A 19619-nucleotide genomic window follows, 5' to 3' on the forward strand; every position below is an offset into this window, starting at 1 on the left:
GGTTTCGCGGCTTATGCCACGATTTCCCTAATTCCCCGCACTGGCCATGCGCCGCCCCTTGATCGCCTTTTCCAACCAACCGATCTCCATCTCGGGAACCGAGGAAAGCAGCAGGTCGGTATAGGCGTCGAAAGGCGGGGCCAGCACCTTGCTCTTCGGGCCGTAACGCACCACCTCGCCGCGGTACATCACAGCGATCGAATCGGCGATCGACTTCACCGTGGCCAGGTCATGAGTGATGAAGAGATAGGCGACGTTCTCCTCCTTCTGCAGCTCGAGCAGCAGTTCGAGGATGCCGTGTGCCACCAGCGGATCGAGTGCCGAGGTCACCTCGTCGCAGATGATCAGCTTCGGCTTGGCGGCAAGTGAGCGGGCGATGCAGACGCGCTGTTTCTGGCCGCCGGAAAGCTCGGCCGGATAACGGTCGGAGAAGCCTTTGCCCATCTCGATCTTGTCGAGCAGTTCGGCGACGCGTCTGTCGCGCTCGCGGCCGCGTATGCCGAAATAGAATTCGAGCGGCCGGCCGATGATGGTGCCGACGGTCTGACGCGGGTTCATCGCCACGTCTGCCATCTGATAGATCATCTGTAACTGGCGCAGATCCTCCTTCGGCCGGTTGGCCAGCCGGTTTGCCAGCGGACGCCCGTCGAAGGTGACGGTCCCTTCTTCGGGTGGCAAGAGCCCGGTGATGGCGCGCGCCAGCGTCGACTTGCCGGAACCCGACTCGCCGACGACGGCCAGCGTCTGGCCCGGATAGATGTCGACCGAGACGTTCTTCAGCACCTTGATGTGGCTGCGGCCATAGGCGGCGGTGACGTTCTTCACCGACAGGAACGGCGTCGTGCCGGGCTTCTGTTCGGCATGCTCGATCTCATGCACCGACACCAGCGCGTTGGTGTACTCCTGGCGCGGCTCCTTGATGATCTGCCTTGTGCCGCCCCATTCGACCAGCCGGCCATGGCGCAGCACCATGATTTCGTCGGAAACCTGGGCGACGACGGCGAGGTCATGCGTGATGTAGAGCGCCGCCACATGGGTATCGCGGATGGCGTCCTTGATCGCCGCCAGCACGTCGATCTGGGTCGTCACGTCGAGCGCCGTGGTTGGCTCGTCGAAGACGATCAGGTCCGGCTCCGAGCACAGCGCCATCGCCGTCATCACGCGCTGCAGCTGGCCGCCCGAGACCTGGTGCGGAAAGCGTTCGCCGATGGTTTCGGGGTTCGGCAGGCTGAGCTTCCTGAACAGTGCGACGGCACGCTTTTCAGCCTCGGCGCGCGTCGCGGTGCCGTGCAGCAGCGTGGCTTCGACCACCTGGTCCATCAGTCGGTGCGCCGGGTTGAAGGCCGCTGCGGCCGACTGCGCGACATAGCAGACCTCGCGGCCGCGCAGCTTGCGGAAGCCGTCCTTGCCGCCTTTGAGGATGTCGCGGCCGTTCAGGATGACCTCACCGCCGGTGATGCGCACACCACCGCGTCCATAGCCCATCGACGACAGGCCGATGGTTGACTTGCCGGCGCCGGATTCGCCGATCAGCCCAAGCACCTTGCCCTTCTCGAGCGTCAGCGAGACATCGTGCACCAGCACGATGTTCTTGGGCGGTTCGCCGGGCGGGAAGACAGTCGCCTCGATGCGCAGATTGCGGATGTCGAGCAGCAGGCCTGACTTCGGTTGCCCGGGCTTCGCTTTGCTGTCGGCCATCACCCGCGTCCTCCCTTGAGGCTTGTCGTCCGGTTGAGCACCCAGTCTGCGACCAGGTTGACGGAAATCGCCAGCAGGGCGATCGCCGCCGCCGGGATGAGCGCGGCCGCGATGCCGAAGACGATGCCGTCCTTGTTTTCCTTGACCATACCGCCCCAGTCGGCGTCGGGCGGCTGCACGCCAAGGCCGAGGAATGACAGCGTCGACAGGAACAGCACGGCGTAGATGAAGCGCAGGCCGAGTTCCGAAACCAGCGGCGACAATGCGTTGGGCAGAATTTCGCGGAAGATGATCCAGGCGCTGCCCTCGCCGCGCAGTTTTGCCGCCTCGACATAGTCCATGACGTTGATGTCGACGGCGACCGCGCGCGACAGGCGGTAGACGCGGGTCGAGTCGAGAATGCCCATCACCAGGATCAGCGTCACCAGGTTGGTCGGCAGCACGGAGAGCACGACCAAGCCCATGATCAGCGTCGGAATCGACATCAGCAGATCGACGAGACGCGACAGCAGCGTATCGAACCAGCCGCCGAAGACCGCCGCCGAGAAGCCGAGGATGGCGCCGAGCGAGAACGACAGCGCGGTGGCGAGCACCGCGATGAACAGGGTGATGCGGGCGCCGTAGATCATGCGCGACAGGAGATCGCGGCCGAGATTGTCGGTTCCAAGCAAATGGCTGGCCGACATTGGTTCCCAGACATCGCCGACGATCTCGCCATTGCCGTGCGGTGCGATCCACGGTGCGAAGACCGCCGCCAGCACGAACAATGCCGTCAGCACGATGCCGATTAGCGCGGGGATGGGGATGCGTTTGATATCGAGCATATCCGCCCCCTATTTCGGATGTCTGAGACGCGGATTGGCGACGATAGCCCCTATGTCCGCAATGATGTTCAGGCTGATGTAGACGGCGGCGAAGATCAGGCCGACCGCCTGCACCACCGGCACGTCGCGCTTGGTGACGTGGTCGACCAGATACTGTCCCATGCCCGGATAGACGAAGATCACCTCGACCACGACGACTCCGACGATCAGGTAGGCGAGGTTGAGCATGACGACGTTGATGATCGGCGCGATGGCATTGGGAAAGGCATGCTTGCGGATGACGTTGAAGGCCGACAGGCCTTTCAGTTCCGCCGTCTCGACATAGGCCGACTGCATGACGTTGAGGATCGCCGCACGCGTCATGCGCATCATGTGGGCGAGCACGACCAGCGTCAGCGCCGTCGCCGGCAAGGCGATCGCCTGCATGCGTTCGCCGAAGGGCATGCCGTCATAGACGGTCGAGATGCCGGGGAATATCTGCCATTTCACGGCGAAGAAATAGACGAGCACATAGCCAATGAAGAATTCGGGAAACGACGTCGAGGCAAGCGCCAGTCCGGAGATCAGCTTGTCGACCCAGCCATTGCGGTAGCGCACCGCGATCAGGCCGAGGATGATCGCCAGCGGCACGGCGACGATCGCCGCCCAGAAGGCGAGGAACAGCGTGTTCCACAGCCGGCCCTTGATCGACGTTGCGATATCCTGCCCGCTCGACATGGCCGTACCAAGATCGCCGGTCAGCACGCCGCCCAGCCAATGGAAAAATCTGATATAGGCTGGCTGGTTGAGCCCGAGTTGTTCGCGCAGATTGGCGAGCGACTCCGGTGTCGCCGATTGCCCAAGAATGGCTTGTGCGACGTCGCCGGGCAGGATCTGGGTGCCGGCGAAGATCAGGACCGAAACGGCCAACAAGAGGAGAATGCCCAGCGCAACGCGCTGGGCCACCAGTTTCAAGATGGGTGAGGACATCTCCGCAAGGCCAGGCTCAGGCTTCGAGCCAGCACTTCGCCAGCGCGTAGCCGTTCATCAGCTCCTGATGCGGATCGTCGACCCAGCCGCCGACCTTGGCGCCGGTCGCGTCGATGAACTGGTTGAACATCGGCAGGATCAGGCCGCCCTCGTCGCGTACCAGGACAGCCATGTCGTGGTACATCTGTTTGCGCTTGGTCTCGTCGAGTTCGGCGCGCGCCGCCAGCACCATCTTGTCGAAGTCCGGACGCTTGAAACGCGTGTCGTTCCAGTCGGCGGTCGACAGATAAGCGGTGGAATACATCTGGTCCTGGGTCGAGCGGCCGCCCCAGTAGGAAGCGCAGAAGGGCTGCTTGTTCCAGACCTCGTTCCAATAGCCGTCGCCGGGCTCACGCTTGAGCTCGATCTGGATGCCGGCCTTGGCCGCGCTCTGCTGGAAGAGCTGGGAAGCGTCGACGGCGCCAGGGAAGGCAACGTCCGAGGTGCGCAGCAGCACGGCGCCGTCGTGACCGGACTTCTTGTAGTGGAACTTCGCCTTGTCGGGATCGTACTTGCGCTGCTCGATCTCGGTAAACAGCGGATAGGACGCGTTGATCGGGAAGTCGTTGCCGAGGGAGCCGTAGCCGCGCAGGATCTTGTCCAGCATCTCCTCGCGGTCGATGGCCAGCTTGAGCGCCATGCGCAGGTCGTTGTTGTCGAACGGCGCCGTATTGCAATGCATGATGAACACGTAGTGGCCGGGGCCGGCGTGATTGCGGATGGTGACGCCCGGCAGGCGCTTGATCAGGTCGACGATCTTCGGCTCGACGCGGTTGATCATGTTGACCTGGCCGCCCTGCAGGGCCGCGGTGCGCGCCGTCGCGTCGTTGATGACGATGACCTCGATCTGGTCGGCATGGCCCATCTTGTCGCCTTGCCAGTAATTGGCGAAGCGCTCGGCGCCATGGCGCACGCCAGGCTCGTTGGTCTTGACCACGTAAGGGCCGGCCGAGATGCCGGCGTCTGGCTTGTCCTTGCCGCCGTTCGGCTGCACGATCAGGTGATAGTCGCTAAGCAGGTAGGGAAGGTCGGCGTTCGCCTCCTTCAGCGTCAGCACCACTTCCTTGCCGCTGGCTTTGATGGTTTCGATGCCCTTCATGTAGCCGAGCGCGCCGGACTTCGACTTTTCGTCCGAATGGCGCTCCAGCGTGGCGGCAACGTCTTCGGCGGTCACGGTCTTGCCGTTGTGGAATTCGACGCCGTCACGGATCTTCAGCGTCCACACCTTGGCGTCGTCCGACGAGCCAATCTCCTCGGCGATGCGGTTCTCGAGCTTGCCTTCCGGCGAAAGCTCGACGATCATTTCGCCCCAGCACTTGCCGAAGGCGAACGGCACCTGCGTCATCATCAGCGCCGGATCGAGGCTGTTGGTGGATTCACCGCCGACCAGGCCGGCCTTCAGCGTGCCGCCCTTGACAGGGCCGGCCGCACGAGCCGCACTTGAAAGCAGCGCGTTGGCGAAGGGGGCGGTGACGCCGAGCGCTGCCGCCCGACCGAGAAAATCACGACGGCTCAGTTTGCCCGACGCGACACGCCGGCTAAGAAATTCCAGTTCGTTCGACATTTTGAGTTCCTCACTCTGTTGGTTCGACTCTGCGGTCGTTTTTCTTGTTTCTTGTGAGGAGAATAATGACCGCAAGGGAAAGCGGTAAGCAAGACCGAATGCGACATGCCGTGGCGTAAATCGTACGTCGCAATTGGATCAATGAGATCGGCGCTCAAAGAAGCGCGCGTGGCACCTTCTCCTCGAAATTGCGCTCGAAAACGACCTCCTCGCCCTCATAGGCTTCGATTCTGGCGCTGACGATGAAGTTTTGCGCGTCCGATCGCATTTCTGCCGATGTTTCGGTGCGCACTGACCATCCATTTCGCGACAGGGTCTGCGTCCAGTGCGTCTTTCCCCGGGCTGACAGCGGATCGTCGGGATGGATCGTCCAGGTCTCGCGGGCGATGCTGCCATTGGCCAGGCCATGGGCGAGATCGCGAACCTCGCCGAAATCATCAACGATGGAAAGCGTGACAATTCCGGTCTTCTCGTCGCGATCGACATGGCGCTCGGAATTGGCGGCGCGGACCGTTTCTGTTGCCCAGGGGGTGGCCCCTTCCGGCTCGGCGAACGTTACTTCGTCGCCTGTCGCCAGCGGCCGCAATGGCAGGGCCAATGTCGCGGCCGACAAGATCAGTTGTACCGGCTCCGGCGACGGCCAGATCATCGGCCAATAGGTGTTCGAAACGGCAACACGCAAGCGGTGGCCGGCCGGCACGCGGTAGGCGCATTGATCGAGCACGACGCGTGCCGACACGGTTTTGCCCGGCACCAGTGCTTCCGGAAATTCGTGCGAATTGCGGTGCGTCAGGTTGAGCACGCCATAGGAGATCAACTCCGAGGCGCCGTCGGGATGCACGTCGCAAAGCCGGACCGCGATGTTGGCCTGGCGCCGGTCGGAGGACAGCCGCACCTCGACCTCCGGCGCGCCGACAATGTCGATTGTCTCGCCGAGTTCCGGCTGGTCGAAACACACCGACACCGCATCGTCCGGGCGCTGGTCGCCGGGCAGTTCCGGGCCGAAAGTGAAGGGAAAATACTCGCCGCCGGCCAGGCCGCAGCTTTGCGGAGAGGCAACGATGGCAGGCCTGCTACCATCAGCGATAAGCTCAATCGATTGCGTCTTGATGTTGGACGACGGCCATTGCTGCTCCGCAACCCAGCGGCCCGGCCGCTCGGGATGCCAGCGCGCCGGACGCACGCTGTCCATGACATAGGCGCGGTAGGCGGGGTCGGCCTCGACGCCTGTGTCGATATCCTTCAGCCATCGGTCCCACCAGCGCAACGCCTCCTGCAGGAAGCCGATGGCGGGCTTAGGCCCGGCGTAATGCGGGTATTTGTGGATCCACGGCCCGATGATGCCCTTGACCGGAGCTTCGATGTTGCTGGCCAGATGCGAGACCGTGTTGCGGTAGCCGTCATGCCAGCCGCCGATCGACAGCACCGCAGCCTTGACGGCGGAAAAATCCTCGCAGATCGAGCCGCGCTTCCAGTAGGCGTCTCGGTGCTGGTGCTTCAACCACAGCGGCGCCAGGAAGGACTGGTTCTCCAGCCGGGTCAGCCACAGGTCGCGCCATCTGTTGTCGCCGGCCAAAAGAGGATCCGGCGGCCGCGACGAGTAGGACAGCATGGTCGAGGCCCAGCCGAAATTCTCGATCAAAAGGCAGCCGCCCTTGTAATGGATGTCGTCGGCATAGCGATCGACGGTCGAGCACAGGCTGATCACCGCCTTCAGTGCCGGCGGCTGCTTGGCCGCGACCTGCAGGCAGTTGAAGCCGCCCCAGGAAATGCCCATCATGCCGACATTGCCGTTGCACCAGGGTTGGCTTGCCGCCCAGGCAATAACGTCGCATGCATCCTGCAATTCCTGCTCGGAATACTCGTCGTCCATCAGCCCTTCGGAATCGCCGTTGCCGCGCATGTCGACGCGGATCGAGGCATAGCCGTGGCCGGCGAAATAGGGATGCGTCAGCTGATCGCGAAAGATGGTGCCGTCGCGCTTGCGGTAGGGCAGGTGCTCGAGGATCGCCGGCACCGGATCGTCACCGGCATCATCCGGCATCCACACCCGCGCCGACAGCCGGCAGCCATCCGGCATGACGATTCCCATATCCGGAAATTCGACGACCTTGCGGGGAAATTCGGTGACTGTTTTCATGGCTGCATAACGCCCCGCGACGCGGCGACTTTCAATCGCCATTCGCGACTGGAGCAGCGAAAAATGCGACCTGTGCCGCTACCGCAATTCATCCAGCAGTTCGGGATGTTTTTCCAGCAGCGTCATCAATTGAATGGTCGGGCCACTCGGCTCGATCAGGCCCCTTTCATATTTGTCGAAAGCATTCTCGCCGACTTTGAATAGAGATCCTGCCTCGCGCTGCGACAGATTGAGCTTTGTGCGCATGCGGCGGATGGTTGCCGGGGCCGGCACACCATCGATCTTCTCCTTGAGGGCGCGGAGCGCGGCGTCGACGGCAGCCATGTCATCTCCGACATGCACACCCTCGTCACCGGATGCTGGATAGTAACCTGGAAGGTCGACAACTATGTTCTCGCCCTTGTACGCTACGGTGAATGGACGCACTTCACGCGTGAGCGTTTCCCCGGTTTCGGGGGAAATCATGGTCCGATTTTCTTCTCTTGTCGCCATGGTCATTTCTCCTTGAACGACATGACCGTGAACTCAGTCACGACATCCGCTTGGAATTTCACGTAGAGGATCAGGTCGCGCACCGGCACGTGATAGACATCCTGCCAGACCCGATGATCCGCAAAGGTCGTCATGGACTTCACGAACATTTTTCGCGTCATGCCGCCGATCACCTCGACCGGCACGGTCGAAGCCAAGGCCGGTGGCATCCCGCAGAGCGGACGTCGTGATCGCCAGCGTATTGACAGACCCGAACGTCGTCTTGATGGCATCAAGATCGTAGGTGGGCCTGCGTTTCTCCATGACCCAATATGCCACCATAAAGGTGGCAATTCAAGAGTGCCCCCGGCAGGCCTGAGAGCTTAATTCATTGGAATGTCGTTCTCATCCTTGTTCGCCTGATAGGCGCCGGACAATTCGTCGTAGCGTGCCGAAATCTTGCCGATGCGCGCCTCCAGCCGCCGGCGCTCGGCCTCGGGCAGCGACCGCACAAGCCTACGGATCGAAAAACTCTTCCAGTAAGCGTTCTCGGCATTATAGCCGCCGGGATCAAGGGTGAAGACCTCTTTCAGGATCTTCAAATCATGCGGGATGGCGAAGCTGTCGCGTGAATCCTCGTGTGAAAAGAGGTAGTAGAAGTTGTCGAAACCGGTCCAGGTGATCGCCGAAAGGCACAGCGAGCATGGCTCGTGCGTGGCGATGAAGATGGCGTCCTTGGTGTCGACGCGCTCGGCCCTGGGCATTTCGTAGAAACGTTTCAGGCAATGCACCTCGCCATGCCAGAGCGGGTTTTCGATCTCGTTGTTGGTCTCGGCCAGCACCAGCGAACGATCATCCTTTCTCAGGATCGCCGCGCCGAACAGCTTGTTGCCATGGGCGACGCCTTCGGCCGTCTTCGGCACGATGTCGTGCTCGATCACATCGAGCAGGCGGTCGATCAGCGAAATGTCGGTCATTACGGGGTCTCCTGCTGCATGTCGTCCGAAAGTGCCCCGGTTTTGGGGCAACGACATGCACAAAAAATCAAGGGAGATGGATCTCGTAGGCGTGCGAGAAATGGAATTCCTCGAGATTGGAGCCATCACCGCCTCGGTCGACGATCAGGAAGTCCTGAGCCTCGCCGAGCGGCGTCAGCACGCCATGCCAGAGATTGCGGGAATAGTTGATGCCCTGTCCGGGTGCGGTGATGAAAGCATGCGGCTCGCCCGGCCCCTCATCCCCATCGTGGCAGACAACGACCAGGAACGGGCGTGGCGACAGCGGAATGAAGGCTTGGCTGCCGAAGGGATGGCGCTCGACCATCGTCAGCTTCAGCGGCAATTCGTAGGGCGTGCCGCGCACCATCGAGATCAGCACGCGGGCGTTCGGCCCGGTTGCTTGCACGGTGGCGAGATCGTGGTAGCGCTCGGCCTTGCCGCCATTTATCGGGTAGTGGTTGTCGCCGCCCATGTCGATGACGTCGCCAAATGGAGCAAAGCTTTCGCGGATCAGCGGCCGCGCGACGATACGGGTCATGGCGCGCGCTTTGCGATGCCGGCGCCGCCGAGCTTGGCGTGCCGGTTGACGTCCTTGTAGAGCAGATAGCGGAATTTGCCTGGACCGCCGGCATAGCAGGCTTGCGGGCAGAAGGCGCGCAGCCACATATAGTCGCCGGCCTCGACCTCGACCCAGTCCTGGTTGAGACGATAGACTGCCTTGCCCTCCAGCACATAGAGCCCGTGCTCCATGACATGGGTCTCGGCGAAGGGAATGACCGCGCCGGGCTCCAGGGTCACAATGGTCATGTGCATGTCATGGCGCAGATCGGTTGGGTCGACGAAACGCGTCGTCGCCCAGCGGCCCTCGGTGCCGGGCATCGGCGTTGGCGCGATCTCCTGTTCGTTGGTGAAGAAGGCTTCGGGCGCATCGAGACCGTCGACCGCCTCATAGGCCTTGCGAATCCAGTGGAAGCGGACTTCGGCCTTGCCTTCGTTGCGAACCGTCCAGCCGCTGGCCGGCGGCAGGAAGGCGAATCCACCGGGCCGCAAGACATGCTTCTTGCCGGCAAGCAAAACCGTCAATTCGCCCTCGACCACGAACAGGGCGCCTTCGGCGCCGGCATCGGGTTCCGGCCGGTCGCTGCCGCCGCCGGGCCCGACCTCGACAATGTACTGCGAGAACGTCTCGGCAAAACCTGATAGCGGTCGCGACAAGATCCAGACGCGGGTCTTGTCCCAGAACGGCAGGGCGCTGGTGACGATGTCCTGCATCACGCCCCTGGGGATGACGGCATAGGCCTCGGTGAAGACGGCGCGGCCGGTCAGCAGCTCGCTTTGGCCGGGGTTGCCGCCATGCGGTGCATAATAGGTTCGCTCGGGCATCCTGATCGTATCCATGGGTTTCAAACCTATTGCGGAAGCATGTCCTTGAGGCGGAGCAGTGCGATGCGCTCGACCTGTTTGCAGGCGGTTTCGAATTCGACGCCGCGGCTGTTGCCGATGCGCGTCTCGAATTCGGCGAGGATCTCCTCCTTCGTCTTGCCCTTCACCGCGATAATGAAGGGGAAGCCGAAGGTGGTGACGTAGGCGGCGTTGAGCTTGGAAAACAGTTCGCGTTCCTTGTCGGTCAGCGCGTCGAGGCCAGCGGAAGCCTGTTCCTTGGTCGATTCCGCCGTCAGCCGTTTGGCCTTGGCCAGCTTGCCGGCAAGGTCGGGGTGGGCGTTGAGCACCGAAAGCCGCTCGGTCTCGCTGGCGGCACGGAAGATGCGGCAGAGCGCATTGTGCAGGCCACCGGCGGAGTCATGCGCCGGCCCCAGTTCCAGTTCATGGGCGCGTTCTGCGATCCAGGGCGAATGCTCGAACACGCCACCGAAGGTGTGGACGAAGGTCTCGAATTCCATCTTGGATGGCCTGAGTGCCGCCGGCTTGTAGGGATGGTTCTCCTGCCAGTGCCTGGCGATATCGATGCGTCGCGCCAGCCAGACCTTGTCATGCGATTTGACATAGTCGACGAAGCGGTTCAGCGCCGCTACCCGCCCCGGACGCCCGACGAGGCGGCAATGCAGGCCGATGTTCATCATGCGCGGCCGGCCGGCCTTGCCTTCCGCGTAGAGCGTGTCGAAACTGTCTTTGAGATAGGCAAAGAACTGGTCGCCCGAATTGAACCCTTGCGGCGTGGCGAAGCGCATGTCGTTGGCATCGAGCGTATAAGGGATGATGAGCTGCGTGCCGCCCGCGTGCTCGAACCAATAAGGCAGTTCGTCGTCATAGGTATCCGACACGTAGTCGAAGCCGCCCTCTTCCGCAACAATTCGCACCGTGTTGATCGATGTGCGGCCCGTGTACCAGCCGGTCGGGCGCTGGCCCGTCACCTCGTAATGCAGTTTGATCGCTGCTTCGAGGTCGCTACGCTCATCCTCGGTGCTATGGTCGCGGTAGTCGATCCATCTCAGACCGTGCGAAGCGATCTCCCAGCCGGCTTCCTGCATGGCCGTGACCTGATCGGGCGAGCGGGCGAGCGCGGTGGCGACGCCGTAGCAGGTGATCGGTACCTCGGCCTCGGTAAACAGCCGCAGCAGCCGCCAGAAGCCGGCGCGGGCGCCATATTCGTAGATGGATTCCATGTTCCAGTGGCGCTGGCCTACCCAGGGCGCAGCGCCGACGATTTCCGACAGGAAGGCCTCGGACGCCTTGTCGCCATGCAGCACGCAGTTTTCGCCGCCTTCCTCGTAGTTGACGACGAACTGCACGGCGACATGCGCACCGCCAGGCCATTTCGGGTCCGGCGGATTGGCTCCGTAGCCGCGCATGTCTCTGATGTAACGCATCGTCCCTCCCGCCGGGCGCCGCCCGAAGCATGATCAGAATATCGAAAGGACTGCTCGCGCATTCCCCCGAAAATTTTTGAAAGTGTTTTTGTCGCACTCCGCTCGACCGGGACTTATGCATCGCCTTTAATTGGCGCACAATTCACTGTTGATACTTGATCGTACCGGGCCAATTCGCTCGTACCGGAAATGGGAGGCGGCCAATGGCAGAAACGTCGAAAGCCGATGGCGGGCGTCTGACGACCCATGTCCTCGACACAGCGACCGGCAAGCCGGCGGCGGGACTGTCGATCGCGCTTTATCACCTCGAGGGCAAGGCGCGGACACATCTGAAGACTGTAGTCACCAATGCCGACGGCCGTTGCGATAAGCCGCTGCTCGTCGGCGCGGAGTTCCGTACCGGCGAATACGAACTGGTCTTCGCGGCCGGTGATTATCTGCGCCAGCAGGGAACGAAATTGCCGAGCCCGGCCTTTCTCGACTTGATACCAATTCGTTTCGGCGTGGCCGAGCCGGTCCACTATCATGTGCCGCTACTCGTCTCGCCTTATGGCTACTCGACCTACAGGGGGAGCTGAGGATGGCCAAGGTCAATATCCGCAACGAGATCCGCTTCATTCTCAATGGCAGGGATATCGTGCTTTCATCAGTGGCGCCCGATGCAACCTTGCTCGACTGGCTGCGGCTCGACCGTTCGCTGCGCGGCACCAAGGAAGGCTGCGCCGAAGGCGATTGTGGGGCCTGCACGGTGCTGGTCGGTAAACTATCCGCTGGCGGATTGGTCTATGAGAGCGTCAATGCCTGCATACGCTTCCTCGGCTCGCTGGATGGCACCCATGTCGTGACCGTCGAGCATTTGCGTGGGTCACCCGGGCAGTTGCACCCGGTGCAGCAGGCGATGGTCGATTTCCACGGTTCGCAATGTGGCTTCTGCACGCCGGGTTTCGTCATGTCACTCTATGGCCTGTGGATGAAATCATCAGATCCGTCGAACGCGGCAATCGAAAAGGCGTTGCAGGGTAACCTATGCCGCTGCACTGGCTACGAGGCGATCATGCGCGCGGCGCACGCCATCTCCAGCTACGGCAAGGTGGCGAAGGACCCGCTGGCAGCGGAGCGCAAGGCGATCACCGCGAGGCTTGAGGCCATGCATGACGGGGCGCGGATCGAGATCGGTTCGGCCAAGACGCGGCTGGTCATTCCGGCCAACGTCGACGATTTCGCCGCCGTTCTGGAAAAGGAACCGGGCGCCACCATCGTTGCCGGCGCGACCGATGTCGGTCTGTGGGTGACCAAACACATGCGCGATATTTCGCCTGTCATTTTCATAGGCAATCTCGACGGGCTTTGCATCATCTCGGAAGACGACGGCGTCATTTCGATCGGCGCCGGCGTGACCTACACCGAGGCGTTCTCGACGCTGGCCAGACGCATCCCTGCGCTGGGGCCGCTATTCGATCGCATCGGTGGCGATCAGGTGCGCAACATGGGCACCATCGGCGGCAACATAGCCAACGGCTCACCGATTGGCGATACGCCCCCGCCCTTGATCGCGCTCGGCGCGCGGCTGACGCTGCGCAAGGGCAACAAGCGGCGCACGATCCCGCTGGAAGCCTTCTTCATTGCCTATGGCAAGCAGGACCGGCAGCCGGGCGAGTTCGTCGAGGCCGTGCAGGTGCCAGTGCCGGCCAAGGGCACAAAATTCGCCGTCCACAAGATCACCAAGCGCCGCGACGAGGACATCACGGCAGCCCTCGGCGCCTTCTTCCTGACGCTGGCCAGGGATGGCACGGTCGCGGATGTGCGCATCGCCTATGGCGGCATGGCGGCGACGCCGAAGCGAGCGTCTTCCGTCGAAAAAGCGCTGCTCGGCAAGCCATGGACCGAACAGACGTTAGAAGCGGCGATGGCCGGATATGCCGAGGATTTCACCCCGTTGACCGACATGCGGGCTTCGGCCGAGTATCGCGCCCTGGCGGCGCGCAACCTCTTGCTGCGCTTCTTCGCCGAGACCAGCGGCACCAGGGAGCCGGTCCAGGTTTCAAGGCACGAGGCGGCATGATGAACAAACACGCCGCGCCCAACCCTAGGGCTGAAAAGATTGCCGGCGGCGTTGCCACCGATCAGCGCCACGATTCCGCGCACAAGCATGTCAGCGGCACCGCCGTCTATATCGACGACATGCCGGAACCGGCCGGCACGCTGCATGGCTGCCTCGGGCTTTCGGCTGCCCCGCATGCCACCATCACCAGCATGGATCTCTCGGCGGTGCGTACGGCGCCCGGCGTTGTCGACGTGCTGACGGCCAAGGACGTGCCGGGCGAGAACGACATTTCGCCGACCGGCCGCCATGACGAGCCAGTGCTGGCCGATGGCAAGGTGCAATTCTACGGCCAGCCGATCTTTTGCGTCATTGCGCAAACCCGCGAGCAGGCGCGTCGTGCGACAAGGCTGGCCAAGGTCGAATACAAGGAATTGCCTTTCGTCACCGACATCGGCGCGCTCGATCCGAAGAAGGACAAGCTCGTCACGCCGCCGCTGACCCTGAAGCGCGGCGATGCCGCTACAGCGATCCGTCAGGCGCCGCGCCGGCTGAAAGGAAAAATGCGCGTCGGCGGCCAGGAGCATTTTTATCTCGAAGGCCATATCGCCATGGCCGTGCCCGGCGAGGACCAGGACGTTACCATCTATTCCTCAACCCAGCATCCGAGCGAAATCCAGCACATGGTCAGCCACGCGCTCGGTGTGCCGAGCAACGCCATTACGGTGGAAATCCGCCGCATGGGTGGTGGTTTCGGCGGCAAGGAGACGCAAGGCAACCAGTTTGCCGCATTGGCCGCGATCGCCGCGAAGAAACACCATCGCGCCGTGAAAATCCGGCCCGACCGCGACGACGACATGATCGCCACCGGCAAGCGTCATGATTTCCTCGTCGACTACGAAGTCGGCTTCGACGACGAGGGCAATATCCTCGGTGTCGACTTCATGTTCGCGGCACGCTGCGGTTTTTCATCGGACCTGTCCGGCCCGGTCACCGATCGCGCGCTGTTCCACTGCGACAACACCTATTTCTGGCCGGCGGTGCATGCGCAATCGGCACCCCTCTACACCAACACCGTGTCGAACACCGCCTTCCGTGGTTTCGGTGGCCCGCAAGGCATGGTCGGCGCCGAGCGCGTCATCGACGAGGTCGCCTTTGCCGTCGGCAAGGATCCGCTCGAGATCCGCAAGAAGAATTTCTACGGCACATCAGACCGCAATATCACGCCCTACCACCAGACCGTCGAGGACAACATCATCCAGCGTATCGTCGCCGAGCTGGAGGAAAGCGCGGGCTATGCGCGGCGGCGTCGCGAAATTTCGGCCTTCAATGCCAATAGCCGTTTCATCAAGCGCGGCCTGGCGTTGACGCCGGTCAAGTTCGGTATTTCGTTTACCGCCACGCATTACAATCAGGCCGGCGCGCTGGTGCATGTTTACACCGATGGTTCGGTGCATCTGAACCATGGCGGCACCGAGATGGGGCAGGGCCTCTACGTCAAGGTGGCGCAGGTGGTGGCGGAAGAGTTCCAGATCGACCTCGACCAGGTGAAGATCACCGCGACGACGACTGGAAAGGTGCCGAACACCTCGGCCACGGCGGCGTCGTCCGGTTCCGACCTCAACGGCATGGCGGCGCGGAATGGCGCTCGCCAGATCAAGGATAGGCTGACCGACTTCGCCGCCGAAAAATATCAGGTGCCGCGCGACCAGGTGCTGTTCCTGCCCAACCGGGTGCGCGTCGGCAACCAGGAGATCGCCTTCGCCGACCTCGTCAAGCAGGCCTATATGGCGCGCATCCAGCTTTCGGCGGCGGGGTTCTACAAGACGCCGAAAATCCACTGGAACCGCGACAAGGGCGAGGGCCGCCCCTTTTACTACTTCGCCTATGGCGCCTCGTGCTCGGAGGTCTCGGTCGACACGCTGACCGGTGAATACGTGGTCGAGCGCACCGATATTCTGCATGATTGTGGCCGGTCGCTGAACCGGGCCATCGACATCGGCCAGATCGAGGGCGGGTTCATCCAGGGCATGGGCTGGCTGACGACGGAAGAACTGTGGTGGGACGATAAAGGCCGGCTGCGCACCCATGCGCCGTCGACCTACAAGATTCCGCTCGCCTCCGATCGGCCGAAGATTTTCAACGTCACCCTGGCCGACTGGCCGGAAGCGGGTGAGCCGACCATCCACCGCTCCAAGGCGGTCGGCGAGCCGCCGTTCCCGCTCGGCATGTCGGTGCTGCACGCCCTGTCGGATGCGGTGGCGAGCGTCGCCGACAACAGGATCTGTCCCCGTCTCGACGCGCCGGCAACGCCGGAGCGGGTTCTGATGGCGATCGAGCGGCTGAAGACCGAGGCGAAGGCCTGATTCTGGCGCCAGGGTCGGCAATGCGTGCAATTCAGGCCGAAAAACCCTATGTTTCCCGCACGGGAACACGAATGATGAATTCGAAAGTGCAAAGCCTCAAAGACTTCCTTGCTGGTCAAGGCCGCATCGCTTTGGTCGAGGTCGCCGGCACGAAAGGGTCGACGCCACGCGAGAAGGGCGCCCTCATGCTCGTCTCGCAATCGGCAATCCTGGGCACGATCGGCGGCGGTCAGCTCGAATACATGGCGATCGACAAGGCCCGGCAGATGCTTTTCTCCCCCCTTGAGGGGGGCGAGGAGCGATCGGCCAAAGGCCGAGAAAAAGCCAATGATTTGGCTTTTTCAGCAACGAGCGCCCGGAGCCATGGCGAAGGGCAGGCTGCGAAGCGGCCAGGGGGGGTCGGCAGAGGCAGCGCGCGACCTAAGACAATGTCGAGCACTGCCGCGGCGACCCCACCCGACGGCTTCGCCGCCACCCTCCCCTCAAGGGGGAGGGATATTCGCGCCACTCTCGACGTCCCGCTCGGCCCTGAAATCGGCCAATGCTGCGGCGGGCGCGTCGAAGTGCTGATCCGACTGGTGGATGAGGCGCTCGCCGCCGAATTGGTCGCGGCTGCCGAAGCCGAGGAGGCACAGCTGCCGCATGTCTATATCTTCGGCGGCGGTCATGTCGGCCAGGCGCTGGCGTCAGCGATCGCACTCCTCCCCGTGCACGGCGTCGTCATCGAGACGCGGGCCGAAGCGTTGGAAGGCATGCCGGAAACCGTGGAGACCCGGCTGACAGCCATGCCGGAAGCGATCGTGCGCGATGCTCCGGCTGGCACCGCCTTCGCCATCCTCACTCACGACCACGCGCTGGATTTCCTGATCGTGGCCGAAGCGCTGAAACGCGGCGACGCCGCCTATGTCGGCATGATCGGGTCGAAGACCAAGAAAGCGACATTCAAGAACTGGTTCCTGAAATCGGCGGACGGCAGCGAAGCCGAGTTTGCCCACCTCATCTCACCGATCGGTGGCGACGCCGTCAAGGACAAGCGCCCCCAAGTCATTGCGGCGCTTGCGGCGGCCGAGATCATGACGGCGCTGGTTGTTCGCGGCGCAGCATCAAAGGTCGGCCATCAGGTCCCGCATGACAAGGTGATGGTCGGCTAAGCTTGCGCCTCAATGGATCTCATGCCGGCCGTTTCAAACCCAGATGCTCGCGCAGTGTGCGGCCCTCGTAGTCCTTGCGGAACAGGCCGCGCCGCTGCAGTTCCGGCACAACGAGCGTCGCAAAGGCATCAAGTTCGCCGGGGAAATACGAGGGCATGACGTTGAAGCCGTCGGCCGCACCGCCCTCGAACCGTGCCTGCAACTCGTCGGCGACTTGTGCCGCCGTGCCGACGATGCGCCAATGGCCGCGCGCGCCGGCAAAATGTCGCGCCAGCTGGCGGATGGAGAGGCCGTCGCGGCGCGACTGCTCGACGATCAGCGCTTGCCGGCTTTTCATCCCCTCGCTCTCCGGCAATTCCGGCAGCGGCCCGTCGATCGGATAGCGCCACAGGTCGGAGATGCTGAGATAACTGGACAGCAGTGCAACGCCGACATCGTCAGGGATCAGCTCTTGCAATTCCTCGTATTTTTCACGGGCCTCCGCCTCGGTTTCCGCCACCACCGGCGCGACGCCCGGCATAATCTTGATATCGTCCGGCTCACGCCCATAGGTCGCCAGACGCCCCTTGAGATCATCATAGAAGGCCTTGGCCTCCTCGAAAGTCTGCGCCGCGGTGAACACCACGTCGGCGGTGCGGGCGGCGAGGTCGCGGCCGACATCCGAAGCGCCAGCCTGAACCAGCACCGGCGCGCCCTGCGGCGAACGCGGCAGGTCGAGCGGATCCCGTACCGAAAAGCTCTGGCCGTCATGACCGGAAGCCCCATCAAGCTTGCCGTGCCAAAGCCCAGCAACGACCTCGGCGAATTCACGCGCCCGCTCGTAGCGGTCCGCATGCGGACGCAAGCCGGTCGACCCGAAATTGGCGGCTTCTATGGGACTGGCCGAGGTGACCAGGTTCCAGCCGGCCCGGCCGCCGCTCAGATGGTCGAGCGACAGGAAGGTCCGCGCCAGCCCATAAGGCTCGTTGTAGCTTGTCGACGCCGTCGAAACGAGGCCAATGCGGCTGGTCTGGACGGCGAGCGCCGACAGCAGGCTGATCGGCTCGAAGCCGATCGAGCGCGACGTCTGGCTGGCGATGCCGACATCGGCTTCGCGCAGACCGGCAGCATCCTCACAGAAGATCATGTCGAATTTCGCCGCTTCCGCAGTGCGCGCCAGCTGGATGTAATGGTCGATGTCGATGCCCGCCGTGACATGCGCTTTTGGATGGCGCCAGGCGGCGATGTGATGACCTGTCGCCCACAGGAAGGCACCGAGCTTCATCTGGCGGGCGGTCATTGGTTGCCTCCGCCGGCAAGTCCGAGATGAGAGCGCAAGGTTATCCCGCGATAGCTCTCCCGAAACAGGCCGCGCCGTCGCAGCTCCGGCAAAACCAGATCGACGAAATCGTCGAGTGCTGACAGTTGTGCCGGCATCTGGATGTTGAACCCATCGCAGCTTTTCGCCCGGAATCTTTTTTCCAGGTTGTCGACGAGGGTCGGCCTGGCGGTACCATCGGTAACGAGCGAGATATTCGTCAGAAGCCTCACAGCATCAGGGTCGTGTCCGCAGACGACAACGCGGCGCTTCAGATCCTCATAACGTGCTTTGGTGCCATCGATCGGTCCGTCGTGCAGCAGGACGACATCGGCGGTGCGGGCGGCAATATCCAGGTCGGCTTCCGACAGATCCGACACGACAAGCACCGGCGTGTCCTGCGGCGAGCGCGCGACATTCAACGGTCCGCGCACGGAGAAGAACTCGCCCTCGTGGTCGAGAAAGTGCATCTTTTCGGGGTCGTGGAAGCGGCCTCCGGTTTGGTCGAATAGCAGCGCATCCGCATCCCAGCCCTGCCACAAGCCTTGGACGATGCTGATATACTCCTGCGTGCGGCGACGAAAATCGTCAGGCGAAAATCCTTCGGGCCGGCTGAAATTGGCCGCCTCACGTGGCGCCTGTGCCATGGTCGCGTTCCAGCCGGCGCGGCCATGGCTGATGATGTCGAGCGAAGCAAAACGGCGCGCCAGATTGTAGGGTTGGTGGGCAATTGTCGAGGCAGCGGCAACGAGGCCGATGCTGCTGGTGACCGTCGCCAGTGCAGCCAGCAACGTCGTTGCTTCGAAGCGCATCTGCCCGTTTGCCGCATCGTCGCCCGAAGCAGGCGCGGTATCGGCGAGCACCACCATGTCCAACTCGGCTGCTTCTGCCTTTTGCACGAAATCAGCCAGATGGTTGAATTCCGGCTCAGGCCCGGAACCGGGGGTTCCCGGAAACAGCGAAACAGCAAGATGCATTCTGGCGTTGTCGCCCATCGATGGTTCCTGCGAGACGAGATGGGGCTGGAACTATGTTCGCCGCCCGCAGCGAAGGCAACCGCTGGCGCTAGGCCAACTGCAACTCACTTGCCGGCCAGCAATTAGTTTCCGGCCAGGTCTTGGGGGGCGGACATTTGGACAGGCCGTACGTGCTTGCTTTGGCAGATCACACATCTCTACGATTAGCCGAAACATCAATGAGTTCGTCATCCTATGGCGGAGCAAGGAGCGAAGC

17 protein-coding genes are annotated in these 19619 nt (G+C 62.7%); 4 read left to right on the forward strand and 13 right to left on the reverse strand.

The genetic code is table 11. The features are described from left to right. Nucleotides 1–27: 27 nt before the first annotated feature. From NKI38_RS05575 to puuE, 11 genes are all read right to left on the reverse strand, one after another. A complete protein-coding gene (locus NKI38_RS05575; RefSeq protein WP_352655463.1) occupies nt 28–1698 on the reverse strand; it encodes an ABC transporter ATP-binding protein in 1671 nt (556 codons plus the stop codon). Continuing rightward, the gene (locus NKI38_RS05580; protein WP_352655465.1) at nt 1698–2522 is read right to left on the reverse strand and encodes an ABC transporter permease; all 825 of its coding nucleotides are present in this window, start codon (nt 2520–2522) and stop codon (nt 1698–1700) included. Before NKI38_RS05580 ends, NKI38_RS05575 begins: the two co-directional genes overlap by 1 nt. Before the next feature lie 9 nt (nt 2523–2531). Further along, nucleotides 2532–3491, reverse strand: a complete 960-nt coding sequence (locus tag NKI38_RS05585; protein WP_352655467.1) for an ABC transporter permease — start codon at nt 3489–3491, stop codon at nt 2532–2534. 16 nt (nt 3492–3507) lie between these two features. Further along, nucleotides 3508–5094, reverse strand: coding sequence for an ABC transporter substrate-binding protein (locus NKI38_RS05590; RefSeq protein WP_352655469.1), 1587 nt, complete (start codon nt 5092–5094; stop codon nt 3508–3510). 154 nt (nt 5095–5248) lie between these two features. Continuing rightward, the gene (locus tag NKI38_RS05595) at nt 5249–7234 is read right to left on the reverse strand and encodes a CocE/NonD family hydrolase (RefSeq protein WP_352655471.1); all 1986 of its coding nucleotides are present in this window, start codon (nt 7232–7234) and stop codon (nt 5249–5251) included. A 78-nt stretch (nt 7235–7312) separates the two neighbouring features. Further along, the gene (locus tag NKI38_RS05600) at nt 7313–7726 is read right to left on the reverse strand and encodes a type II toxin-antitoxin system MqsA family antitoxin (protein ID WP_352655473.1); all 414 of its coding nucleotides are present in this window, start codon (nt 7724–7726) and stop codon (nt 7313–7315) included. A gap of 2 nt (nt 7727–7728) precedes the next feature. Then, nucleotides 7729–7923: a type II toxin-antitoxin system MqsR family toxin gene (locus NKI38_RS05605; protein WP_352655475.1), complete on the reverse strand. Its 195-nt coding sequence runs from the start codon at nt 7921–7923 to the stop codon at nt 7729–7731. Between the two features lie 165 nt (nt 7924–8088). Beyond that, entirely contained in the window at nt 8089–8682 is a 594-nt protein-coding gene (locus tag NKI38_RS05610; protein ID WP_352655476.1) for a nucleoside deaminase, read from the reverse strand. 67 nt (nt 8683–8749) lie between these two features. Beyond that, entirely contained in the window at nt 8750–9241 is a 492-nt protein-coding gene (locus NKI38_RS05615; RefSeq protein WP_352655478.1) for an ureidoglycolate lyase, read from the reverse strand. Further along, nucleotides 9238–10101 carry a bifunctional allantoicase/(S)-ureidoglycine aminohydrolase gene (locus NKI38_RS05620; protein WP_352655480.1) on the reverse strand — a complete coding sequence of 288 codons (864 nt, stop codon included), beginning with the start codon at nt 10099–10101 and terminating at the stop codon, nt 9238–9240. The genes NKI38_RS05615 and NKI38_RS05620 overlap by 4 nt, the downstream gene beginning before the upstream one ends. An 11-nt stretch (nt 10102–10112) precedes the next feature. Next, nucleotides 10113–11531 (reverse strand): allantoinase PuuE, encoded by a 1419-nt coding sequence (puuE, locus tag NKI38_RS05625; protein WP_352655481.1) that lies wholly within the window; start codon nt 11529–11531, stop codon nt 10113–10115. A gap of 203 nt (nt 11532–11734) precedes the next feature. Here puuE and uraH point away from each other — a divergent pair, with 203 nt between their 5' ends. The 4 genes from uraH (at nt 11735) to xdhC (ending at nt 17089) form a co-directional block, all read left to right on the forward strand. Next, complete coding sequence (gene uraH, locus NKI38_RS05630) at nt 11735–12109, forward strand: hydroxyisourate hydrolase (protein ID WP_352628261.1); 375 nt, start codon at nt 11735–11737, stop codon at nt 12107–12109. A 2-nt stretch (nt 12110–12111) separates the two neighbouring features. After that, nucleotides 12112–13593, forward strand: coding sequence for a xanthine dehydrogenase small subunit (xdhA, locus tag NKI38_RS05635; protein WP_352655483.1), 1482 nt, complete (start codon nt 12112–12114; stop codon nt 13591–13593). Then, nucleotides 13593–15938: a xanthine dehydrogenase molybdopterin binding subunit gene (gene xdhB / locus NKI38_RS05640; protein ID WP_352655566.1), complete on the forward strand. Its 2346-nt coding sequence runs from the start codon at nt 13593–13595 to the stop codon at nt 15936–15938. The genes xdhA and xdhB overlap by 1 nt, the downstream gene beginning before the upstream one ends. A gap of 74 nt (nt 15939–16012) precedes the next feature. Then, a complete protein-coding gene (gene xdhC, locus NKI38_RS05645) occupies nt 16013–17089 on the forward strand; it encodes a xanthine dehydrogenase accessory protein XdhC (RefSeq protein ID WP_352655568.1) in 1077 nt (358 codons plus the stop codon). Nucleotides 17090–17108: 19 nt separating this feature from the next. On the opposite strand, the gene NKI38_RS05650 is transcribed toward xdhC, so the two are convergent. After that, nucleotides 17109–18368, reverse strand: a complete 1260-nt coding sequence (locus NKI38_RS05650; RefSeq protein ID WP_352655485.1) for an LLM class flavin-dependent oxidoreductase — start codon at nt 18366–18368, stop codon at nt 17109–17111. Further along, nucleotides 18365–19381 (reverse strand): LLM class flavin-dependent oxidoreductase, encoded by a 1017-nt coding sequence (locus NKI38_RS05655; protein WP_352655487.1) that lies wholly within the window; start codon nt 19379–19381, stop codon nt 18365–18367. The genes NKI38_RS05650 and NKI38_RS05655 overlap by 4 nt, the downstream gene beginning before the upstream one ends. Nucleotides 19382–19619 lie beyond the last annotated feature (238 nt).

The sequence above is a fragment of the Mesorhizobium sp. M0621 genome, assembly GCF_040320745.1.
In the GTDB taxonomy this organism is placed as follows: Bacteria; Pseudomonadota; Alphaproteobacteria; order Rhizobiales; family Rhizobiaceae; genus Mesorhizobium.